Source organism: Fictibacillus aquaticus (genome assembly GCF_002245695.1).
Lineage (GTDB): Bacteria > Bacillota > Bacilli > Bacillales > Fictibacillaceae > Fictibacillus > Fictibacillus aquaticus.
On the sequence record NZ_NOII01000048.1, the window covers coordinates 6,681 to 8,130 of the forward strand.

Consider the following 1,450-nt stretch of genomic DNA (forward strand, 5'->3'; position numbering starts at 1 on the left):
AATCTGCTCTGGTCGAGAACGGTAAGGGAAAACATTGCGTTTCCGCTTGAAATTGCCGGAAAGCCGAAAGCAGAGATCAATAAAAGGGTAGATGAGCTAATAAAACTCGTTGGACTCGAAGGGCGCGGCGGTTCTTATCCTTCTCAGCTGAGCGGCGGACAGAAACAGCGTGTCGGCATCGCTCGAGCACTCGCCAACAACCCGAAGGTGCTTCTTTGCGACGAAGCCACTTCTGCTCTTGACCCTAAAACGACTGAAAGCATCCTAGACCTACTTGTTGAAATCAACCAGAAGCTTGGACTTACGATCGTGCTTATCACACACGAGATGCATGTAATCCGTAAGATCTGTCACCGTGTAGCAGTTATGGAAAACGGAAAAGTAGTGGAGCAGGGTGAAGTTCTTGGTGTATTCAGAAATCCATCTCAGGAAATAACGAAGGATTTTGTGAAACAGGTAACAGAACCTGAGGAAACGGCTGATACGATCAAACATCTTGTTGAAGAGTTTCCTGAAAGCAAGATTATCCGATTAACATTTGTCGGCGGAAATGCTGAACAGCCAGTTATCACTCAGCTGATTCGAAAATTTGATATATCTGTTAACATCCTGCAAGGAAAGGTTTCACAGACTCAAAGTGGCCCTTATGGCTCTTTGTTCATTCAGTTGAGCGGAGTTCAGGATTCAGTGGATCAGGCAGTTGCCTTTCTTCACGAGCATCAGGTAGAAGTAGAGGTGATTGAAAATGCTTAGTAATTTATTTCCGAATGTTCAATGGGATACAGTTTGGACCGCTACACTCGAGACGCTTTACATGTCTGCAGTGGCAGTGCTTGCCACCTTTGTCCTAGGTCTTTTCCTTGGTCTGGCATTGTTCCTGACTTCCAAGGGAAACCTATGGGAAAACAAGTTTCTTAACAGTATTATTGCAGCAGTGGTCAACGTCTTCCGTTCGATCCCTTTTATCATTTTAATTATTTTATTGATTCCTTTTACAAAGCTGCTTGTAGGATCAATGCTTGGTGCATCATCTGCACTGCCAGCGTTAATCATCGGCGCGGCACCGTTCTATGCACGTATGGTGGAGATCGGGCTAAGGGAAATCGATAAAGGGGTTATTGAGGCAGCCAGGTCGATGGGTGCAACTAACAGCCAGATCATCTTTAAGGTGCTGCTTCCAGAAAGCATGCCTGCACTTGTTTCCGGAATTACGGTCACAGCGATCGCGCTTGTCAGCTATACAGCTATGGCAGGTGTTGTTGGAGCAGGCGGACTTGGAACACTGGCTTACCTTGAAGGATATCAGCGTGACAACACGGATGTTACATTCGTGTCCACGATTCTAATTCTAATCATCGTATTTATTGTTCAAGTTATCGGCGACATCAGTACTCGCCGTCTTGATAAGCGTTAAGCACACAACATCCAGAGGAGGAAACAAACATGAAAA

At 45.5% G+C, this 1,450-nt stretch carries 2 protein-coding genes; both read left to right on the top strand.

The genetic code is table 11. From position 1 onward, the window contains the following. On the top strand, nt 1-753 hold a 753-nt coding region (locus tag CGZ90_RS19215), incomplete at its 5' end, for a methionine ABC transporter ATP-binding protein (RefSeq protein WP_240515490.1). Beyond that, complete coding sequence (locus CGZ90_RS19220; RefSeq protein WP_094254115.1) at nt 746-1,414, top strand: methionine ABC transporter permease; 669 nt, start codon at nt 746-748, stop codon at nt 1,412-1,414. The genes CGZ90_RS19215 and CGZ90_RS19220, both read left to right, overlap by 8 nt. Nucleotides 1,415-1,450 lie beyond the last annotated feature (36 nt).

What these genes read in the sequence shown, in the direction of transcription:
- CGZ90_RS19220 (WP_094254115.1), top strand. Translation starts at nt 746, where the DNA reads ATGCTTAGTAATTTATTTCCGAATGTTCAATGGGATACAGTTTGGACC.